Here is a 7,434-nt window from a genome sequence, read left to right on the forward strand (position 1 = left end):
CGGCCGCCCTCCCGACATCACTGGACACCCCATGGAATCCCCCACGCTCGCCGACTGGGTCGGCGACCTCGACGGCTTCGCGGCCCACCGGTGGCAGCGCGAACCCGCCGTCCACACCCCGGGGCGGCCGGTCTCGCCGTTCGACCTCGACGCGCTGGACGCCGCCTTCGACGGCGGGCTGCTGCGCACCCCCTACCTGGAGATGGTCCGCTCCGACAAGGTGGTCATCCCGGCCGAGGCCTTCACCACCCCCCGCACGATCAACGGCACCACCCACCACGGCTACGCCGACCGCGCCAAGGTCCTCGCCCTGCTCCGCACCGGGGCGACCCTGCTGCTGCGCCGCGTCGACCAGTGGCACGGCCCCACCGGTGAGCTGGTGGCCCGGCTCTCCGAGGAACTCGAGCGACGCGTCGAGGCCTTCTTCTTCCTCACCCCCGCCGGCGGCCAGGGCCTCGCCGTACACCGCGACGACGCCGACGTGTTCGTCCTCCAGGTCACCGGACGCAAGACCTGGTACGTCCACGACGCGCCCGCGGCGGCCGAGTGGTCGCTCGGCGAACTCCCCGAGGACGAACACTCGGCGCAGCGCCTGCACACCGTCCTCGAACCCGGCGACGTGCTCTACGTCCCCCGCGCCTTCGCCCACCGCGCGGTCGGCGCCGGCGGACTCTCCGGCCACCTCTCGCTGACCATCCGCGACCTCTCCCTCCCGGACCTGCGGACCGCCCTGGAACAGCTGCTCGCCGAAGGACTGGGCCTGCCGACCCGCCCGCTCGGCGAGCCCGCGATCGCCGGCGCCTGCGCCACCCTGCTCGACCACGTCCGGGCGCGGCTCGCCAGCGTCACCCCCGAGGACGTGCTGCGCGCCGCCCGGGACGACCGGCCGACGCCCGCGGTCACGACGCCCGCGGTCACGACGCCGTCGGAGACCTTCGCCGGCACGGCCCTGAGCTGGGAGCCCGACGCCCCCGCCCGGGGAACCGTCGGCCGCACCTGGCGCCGGCTGCGCACCGCCGGACGCAACCGGTCAGTCCACTGACGGGAACACCACCTGCCCGCCGAGCCGTTCGAAGCACCGCCAGGACTCCTCGACCTTCGAACTCGTCGGCAGCACATCGATCCTGAGCCCGTGCTCCAGGGTGATCCGCAGATCGCCCTCCGGTACCCGCTCCACCGCCAGCACCCGGGGCGACTCCCGCGCCAGGAACGCGCGCAACGCGTCGGCCCCGATGTCGTACGCCAGGCGGTCACCGTTCCCGGCCGGCACCAGGTCGTCGGAACCCAGGTAGACCTCCCCGCACTGGACGATCCGGAACGGGCACCGGGCGTGCACCGCGAACCGGCTGCCCGTCGACACCTCCCCGGAGTCGCCCAGCGGCCAGGAGACCGTCGCACCGAAGTCGACCACCCCCATGCCCCCGAACCGGTAGACGCCGACCCACACTTCGCCGACCAGGCTTTGCAGCAGCCGGCCCTCTTCCCCGCCCTCGTCGGGCTCCCCGTCGACACCCATCAGGTCATCGTCCTTCATCCGGCCCGGTGTCTCCTCTCGTTTTCCGCGCGCCCCCGGGCTCCCCGGTGCGGCGGCCCGCGGCTACGGGGGGTCCGCACCCGGGCGGGTGATCGGCGCGGCGAGCGTCCCGGAGGGGGCCGTCGGGCTGCTGTCGGAACAGCTACAGCCGGAGCGGGTGGCCGCGGGGTCAGACGGCCGGCGGTTGGAGGGTGAGGACGGAGGGGGTGCTGTCGGGGGCGGCGAGGCGGAGGAGGCCGTGGCCGATGCCGGCCAGGCCGACCATCAGGGAGGGGCTGTGGACCCCGTGGGGCAGGCCGCAGCGCCAGCCCCGGGCTTCCAGGGCGTCCAGGGTGGCGTGGGCCTGCCGCCCGGTGGCGGCCCGCCACCGGCCGCCGACGAGGTGGAGGGCCTCCAGGTTGCCGAGATCGCCGTGGCAGAGCGAGGAGTTGTGGCCGAAGCCCTCCCGGAGGACCGTGCCGAGCGCGGTGTCGCGTTCGGCGAGGAGCACGTCCCGCTGTTCGGGCAGCAGGGGGGCGAGCGCGGTGCGGGCCAGTGCGATGCCCGAGGCACCGTGGCACCAGAGGGCGGGGTGGCCGGGGCCGTCGGGGCCGTCCTCGCGGACGTCGCGCCAGTTGGCGGCGGTGGTGTCGAACAGGGTGCGTTCGTACGCCACGGCGGCGAGGGCGAGTCGGGGCAGGCGCGGGTCACCAAGGCGGTGCCCGGCGCGGGCCAGGGCCCAGGCGATGCCGGAGCCACCGTGGGCGAAGCCCGCCAGGGGGCGGCGCGCGGCCTCCGCCAGGGAGGCGGGGAGCCAGCCGGTGCCGCCTTCGGGGTGCGGGCGGGCGGTCTGGACGAGGCGTTCGGCGCAGAGCGCCAGCGCGTCGGTGACGGCGGGCCCGGGGCGGACGGCCTCCCAGGCGAGCAGACCGCCGATGGTCCCGGCGTTCCCGGCGAGGACGTCGTACTGGGTGTCCTCGGCGGCGGTGGCGGCGAGGCGGTCGAGGACCAGGGAGCCGAGCGCGTCGAGTTCGGCGTCCGGGTGGTCGGCGGCGAGTTGGGCGAGCGCGTACAGTACCCCGCCGGCGCCGGCCAGGCCGCCGCCGAGCCGGTCGGCGCGCCGGCGGATCTGCTGACGAAGCGTCAGTTCGGCGGCCCGGGCTGCCTCGCGGTGGGTGCGGTCGCCGGTCGCCAGGGCGAGCTGGTGGAGGAAGAGGGTGATGCCCGCGGTGCCGCTGTACAGGTCCGGGCCGAGTTCGGCGGGGGCCCAGCGGCCGGGCGGGGCCCAGTTGGGACCGGCCCAGGCGAGGTCGGCGCCGCCCCGGTAGGCCTCGCGGAGCAGCTGTTCACCGGCCTCCACGGCCTTGGCGAGGGCGCGGGCCGCCAGGCCCTCATCCGGATCGGCGAGCCCCTCGCCCGGCTCCGCCGACTCCCCCTGCTCCACCGACTCTCCCGGCCCCGTCGGCGCGTCCCGCCGGGCGCTGGTGGCGGCCGACCCGCGCGGTTCGCGCACCCCGTCGGCCGTCGTCACCGAGAGCCTGAGCAGCTGGAGTTGGCGGGCGAGGTCCTCCTCGCCGAGGCCGTCCGCCTTGGCGAGCGCCAGGTCGAGGGCCGGCCGGTCGGTGACGCCCGGGACCAGGGCGCCGGTGGACGAGCGGGCGTCGACGCTGTCGGGGCGGATGGTGAAGACGGGTACGTCGCCGCGCCACAGGTCGGCACGTTCGTGCGCGACGAAGTCGAGGGCGTGCTCCTCCCAGCCGACCAGTGCCCAGAGCCGGTCGAGGTGGCGGTCCTGGTCGAGGGCGTCGCGCAGGACGTCCGGGTGGCAGGCGGTGTTGAGCAGCGTGCGGTACTCGAAGGTGTCGCGGCGCAGCAGACGGGTCTCGTCGGCCGCGAAGGCACGGAGCAGCGAGCGGAGTCGCTCCTTGTCGGCGGCGAGCAGCCGGTAGGCCTCGGTGAAGCCGGCCTCCAACTCCGCCAGGTGGTCGGCGAGTCGCAGCGACTGCTCGGCCGGAACGGGTCGGCTTCCGGGCGCTTCGACGGGCAACCGCCGGTATTCCAGGCGGAGTTCGTCTGTCCCCTGGCCGGTCAGGACGGGCACCGGGCGGGGCGGGAGGCCGCCTGGGTCCCAGCCGAGGGCGGAGATGTCGGCGCCGCCGTTGCCCTCGTCCCACATCCGCTCCGGGAGCAGGCCCGAGCGCAGCACCGAGTGCCGGGCCTGGTGGCGGGCCAGCCGCTCGGACTCGGAGAGGTCCTTGGCGGGCTCGTGCAGGTCGGGGTGGAGGATCGCCTCCAGGTCGATGAGCACGGGCTGGTCGCGGACGGCGAGCAGGTTCTGGGCGTGGCAGTCGACCGCGTCGAGCGCGTACATCAGCGCGGCGAGGGCGCCGGCGCGGTGGTAGAAGTCGCGCAACTCGGCGTCGCCCCTGGCCGGTTCGGCGGTGAGGTGGGCGACCCAGCCGTAGCCGTCGCGGGCCAGGTGGGTGAGGTCGCGCAGCGGCAGCCGCAGCTGCGGGTTGAGCCAGTGCAGGATCTGCTGGAAGTGGGTCTCGGCGCCGAGCGGCCGCGGCTTGTAGACGATCCGGACGCCGTGCTCGAAGCGCAGGGACCCGACCGTGGCGCCGCCGCGGTGCGGGTCGCCGAGGCCGGTGGCGAGTTCGGTGAGCCGGCCGAGCGGGCGGCCGCCGGCGAAGGTGCGGGCGAGGGCGGGCAGGTCGGCGGCGAGGCGGCGGAACAGGGTGAGGGTGGTGCTCGTCCACTGCTCGGCGGCGGTGGTGAGGCGCAGCGCCAGGACGGGGTACTCGGCGAGGAGTCGCAGCGCCTGCTCGGGCCGGGCGAGCCGGCCGAGGAAGTCCCGGTAGCGCCCTTCGGGCGTGTCGCCGGTCAACTCGCCGGTGAGCCGGGCGACATGGAGTTCGGTGATGACGGTCCGGGTCGCCATCCCGTGGGCGGTGCCGGTGAGGGAGGGGAGGGCGAGCGCGGCCAGCTCCTCGGGGGTGCCGAGGGCATGGGCGTCCAGGGCGGCCAGTCCGGCGCGCAGGCGGTCGTGGGCGTCGGCGAGCAGCGGGGCGACGAGCGCGGCGAACTCGTGCTCCGCGGGGATGTCCAGGGTGGCCGCCCGGTCGAAGGCGGCGGCGAGCCGCTCGGCCCACGGGTGCGTGCCGAGGCGGGCGGCGAGCGCTTCCGGAGGCTCGGCGAGGAGGGCGCGCAGGGCTTCGGGGTCGAGGCCGTCGGCCGCGAGGCGGTGGGTGAACCAGCCGCCCCGGTCGAACGGCGCCTGGGCCTGCCAGCGCTCCAGCTTCCGGGCGGCCCGGGCAGCACGGTCGGCGCTGTCGACGTCGGCGGCCCGGTCGGCACTGTCGGCGCGGTCGGTGTCGCCGGCGGGCTCCGGGTCGAGCCCTTCCGGTGCCCGGCCGCGGGCGTTCAGCGGAACGGCTCGGGCGGCCGCCCGCAGGAGTTCGGACGTGTCGACCACGGGGTGGTGCTGCCTCTCTGCTGGCTCTGCCTACTGCCGGCTCTGCCTACGGCCGGCTGCTTGTGGCTGCTGGTGCCCGCGCTCTTCGGCGGGCGGGCAGCGGAGGCCACGCCCGGCGCCGACCCCGGCCGGCCGTACGACCGGGCCGGGATCGGCGCCGGACCCCGGTCTCAGAAGCTGCAGACCCGGCCGCAGCTGGACCAGCCGTCGCAGGTGCTGTTCAGCACCGCGGCGGTCACGTAGAGCTCGTCCGCCGGCTCGCCGGCCGGGTGGACCTGGTGGCCCTGGCCGAGGGTGAGCCGGAAGTCCTCGTCCTTCAGTGCGCGAACCTGCTGAGCCGTGGGCTGCATGATGCCTCCTACAAGCGTTCGGGTCTGGCACAGGTGTGCCGGAGCGGGATCCTGACAGCGCCCCACCCGTCACACCAGGGGCATGCGCACCGGCGGTACGTGTTTCGGTCAGGATCGAACCACGGTGCGGCCGGCCGCCGTGCCCCCGTTCCACCAGGCCGGGCCCGGCCCGATCCCGCCGTCCGATCGTCCGGGCGGCCCAGTCCGGCCCCGCGCGGCACGACACGGCCCCGCACGTGGCCGAAAAACGGCCGGTTGCGCCCAGGTGAACCGCAGCCCTGGTTTGAACCCGGGGCTCCTGTGGCAGCGCCCCACACCGAGGGCCACGATGGAGACCCGAGCGACCCACCCCCGATCGGAGTGCGATGAGCGAGCAGCACAACCTCGTCCTGCTGACCTTCCCCGACCTCACCACCTGGCGCTCCGCCTTCGACGGCGCCCAGCACCTGCCGGGCCTGCGGATGGCGGCGGCGCTGGAGCGCAGTGCGGACGGGGTGCTGGAGGTCAGGGACACCTTCACCCGGGGCGCGGGGGTGGCGACCGTCGGCTCGGGGGTGGTGGGCGGCCTGGTGGGGCTGATCGGCGGGCCGATCGGGGTGCTGCTGGGCTTCGCGGCGGGTGCTGCGCTGGGCAACGCGGCGGAGGAGCACATCGCGACGGAGGCCGGCGCGGCGCTGATCGTGCTCTCGCCCCGGGTGCCGGACGGCGGGGCGATGCTCGCCCTGGAGGTGCGGGAGGCCTCGCCGGGGCCGGCGGACGAGCTGGCCGCCGAGTACGGGGCGTCGGTCGAGCGGATCGACGAGCACACCTTCAGCGAGCAGGTCCGCGCGGCGGAGCGGAAGGCCGAGGAGCAACGGACCGAGGAGCAACGGACCGAGGAGCAACGGGCGGACGGAGGCACCTGAGCCCTGCCCCTGCGCCGGGTCACTCCGTGCGCAGGGCGTCCACCGTGCGGGCCCGCGCCGCCCGGACGGCCGGGAGCAGGGCGCCGAGCAGGGCGATCAGGACGCCGCCGAGGCCGAGCAGGGCCAGGGTCGGGGTGCCGAAGACGTCCAGCGCCGCCGCCGGGAAGTCCAGTCCGGCGCTGTGGCCCATGGCGGGCACGGTGAGGCCGTGCAGCAGCAGTCCGACCGGCAGGCCGATCGCACCGCCGACCAGCCCGACCAGGAGCACCGAGGCGAGCACCACGCCGACGGTCTGGGCCGGGGTCATGCCGAGCGCCTTGGTGACGCCCATGTCGCGGGTGCGTTCGCGGATCTCCAGCACGACGGTGTTGAAGACGCCGAGTCCGGCGACCACGACCAGCAGCACGGTCAGGGTGGCGGTGAGCGAGTCGAGGGCGACGATCGAGTCGGCGGAGTGCTGCGGGACGCCGTCCTCGGCGCTCTGGCCGAGCGGGGCGAGCGCGGTGCCGAGGGCGGTGGCGTAGCCGGCGTGGTCGGTGCCCGGCTTGAGCGTGACGAACCACTGGTCGGGGACGGGCGCCGTCCCGCTCGGGAGGCTCGCGGCGTCGGTGAACAGCTCGTTGGTCTGCACGTGCGGGTCGAAGACCTCGCCGACGATCCGGACGGTGACCGGCCGGCCGTGGTCGGTGAAGGTCACCTGGTCGCCGAGCCCGACCGAGGCGGCGGCGAGGAAGGTGCTCGGCGCGACGGCCTCGCCGGGGCCCTGGTACCAGCGGCCGGTGACCATCCGGTAGCCCGCCCAGGAGGAGTCGCCCCGGAAGGCCGTCAGCGTGGTGCTCCCGGCCACGCCGGGGACGGTGACGTCCTCCATGCCGACGCCGTAGTAGGCGGCGGTGCCCGGCTGGGCGGTGAGGGCGGCGGTGACGGCGGCCGGGTCGGCCGCGGCCGGCGTCGCCGGGACGGCCCCGGGCTGGAGGGCCGGCCGGACGGGCGTGACCAGGACGTCCGCGCTCGCGTGGTTCTTGGCCTCCTGCACCCAGCTCATCGTCCCGCCCATGCCGACCGCGAAGGCGGCCGCGGCCGTCCCGAACAGGACGGCGGCGAGCATCCCGGCGGCCCGGGCCGGGCGGGCGAAGGGCTGGGCGAGGCCGAGGCCGACCGGCCGGGGCAGCGGCAGCCGGGCGGCCAGCG

General features: G+C 75.9%; 6 protein-coding genes. 2 read left to right on the forward strand and 4 right to left on the reverse strand.

What is annotated here, in order from left to right; translation table 11 throughout:
- Nucleotides 1-31 precede the first annotated feature (31 nt).
- Nucleotides 32-1,042: a JmjC domain-containing protein gene (locus tag BG452_RS19170; RefSeq protein WP_188305557.1), complete on the forward strand. Its 1,011-nt coding sequence runs from the start codon at nucleotides 32-34 to the stop codon at nucleotides 1,040-1,042.
- Here the strand turns inward: BG452_RS19170 and BG452_RS19175 are convergent.
- The 3 genes from BG452_RS19175 to BG452_RS19185 all read right to left on the reverse strand — a co-directional run bounded on the left by BG452_RS19175 (nucleotide 1,031) and on the right by BG452_RS19185 (nucleotide 5,338).
- The gene (locus BG452_RS19175; RefSeq protein ID WP_188305558.1) at nucleotides 1,031-1,534 is read right to left on the reverse strand and encodes a hypothetical protein; all 504 of its coding nucleotides are present in this window, start codon (nucleotides 1,532-1,534) and stop codon (nucleotides 1,031-1,033) included. The genes BG452_RS19170 and BG452_RS19175 overlap by 12 nt on opposite strands.
- 169 nt (nucleotides 1,535-1,703) lie before the next feature.
- Nucleotides 1,704-4,988, reverse strand: coding sequence for a type 2 lanthipeptide synthetase LanM family protein (locus BG452_RS19180; protein WP_188305559.1), 3,285 nt, complete (start codon nucleotides 4,986-4,988; stop codon nucleotides 1,704-1,706).
- Between the two features lie 170 nt (nucleotides 4,989-5,158).
- A complete protein-coding gene (locus BG452_RS19185) occupies nucleotides 5,159-5,338 on the reverse strand; it encodes a hypothetical protein (RefSeq protein WP_188305560.1) in 180 nt (59 codons plus the stop codon).
- 365 nt (nucleotides 5,339-5,703) lie between these two features.
- Here BG452_RS19185 and BG452_RS19190 point away from each other — a divergent pair, with 365 nt between their 5' ends.
- Nucleotides 5,704-6,243: a hypothetical protein gene (locus BG452_RS19190; RefSeq protein ID WP_188305561.1), complete on the forward strand. Its 540-nt coding sequence runs from the start codon at nucleotides 5,704-5,706 to the stop codon at nucleotides 6,241-6,243.
- Nucleotides 6,244-6,262: 19 nt separating this feature from the next.
- Here BG452_RS19190 and BG452_RS19195 read toward each other — a convergent pair.
- Nucleotides 6,263-7,434, reverse strand: a 1,172-nt coding sequence (locus BG452_RS19195; protein ID WP_223242423.1) for an ABC transporter permease, incomplete at its 5' end; no start/stop codon positions are given.

It is taken from the genome of Streptomyces sp. CBMA123 (assembly GCF_014596465.1).
Lineage (GTDB): Bacteria > Actinomycetota > Actinomycetes > Streptomycetales > Streptomycetaceae > Kitasatospora.

Bases quoted from the DNA above. Each gene is read 5' to 3' on its own strand.
- BG452_RS19175 (WP_188305558.1), bottom strand. From the start codon at position 1,534: ATGAAGGACGATGACCTGATGGGTGTCGACGGGGAGCCCGACGAGGGC.
- BG452_RS19185 (WP_188305560.1), bottom strand. From the start codon at position 5,338: ATGCAGCCCACGGCTCAGCAGGTTCGCGCACTGAAGGACGAGGACTTC.
- BG452_RS19190 (WP_188305561.1), top strand. From the start codon at position 5,704: ATGAGCGAGCAGCACAACCTCGTCCTGCTGACCTTCCCCGACCTCACC.
- BG452_RS19170 (WP_188305557.1), top strand. From the start codon at position 32: ATGGAATCCCCCACGCTCGCCGACTGGGTCGGCGACCTCGACGGCTTC.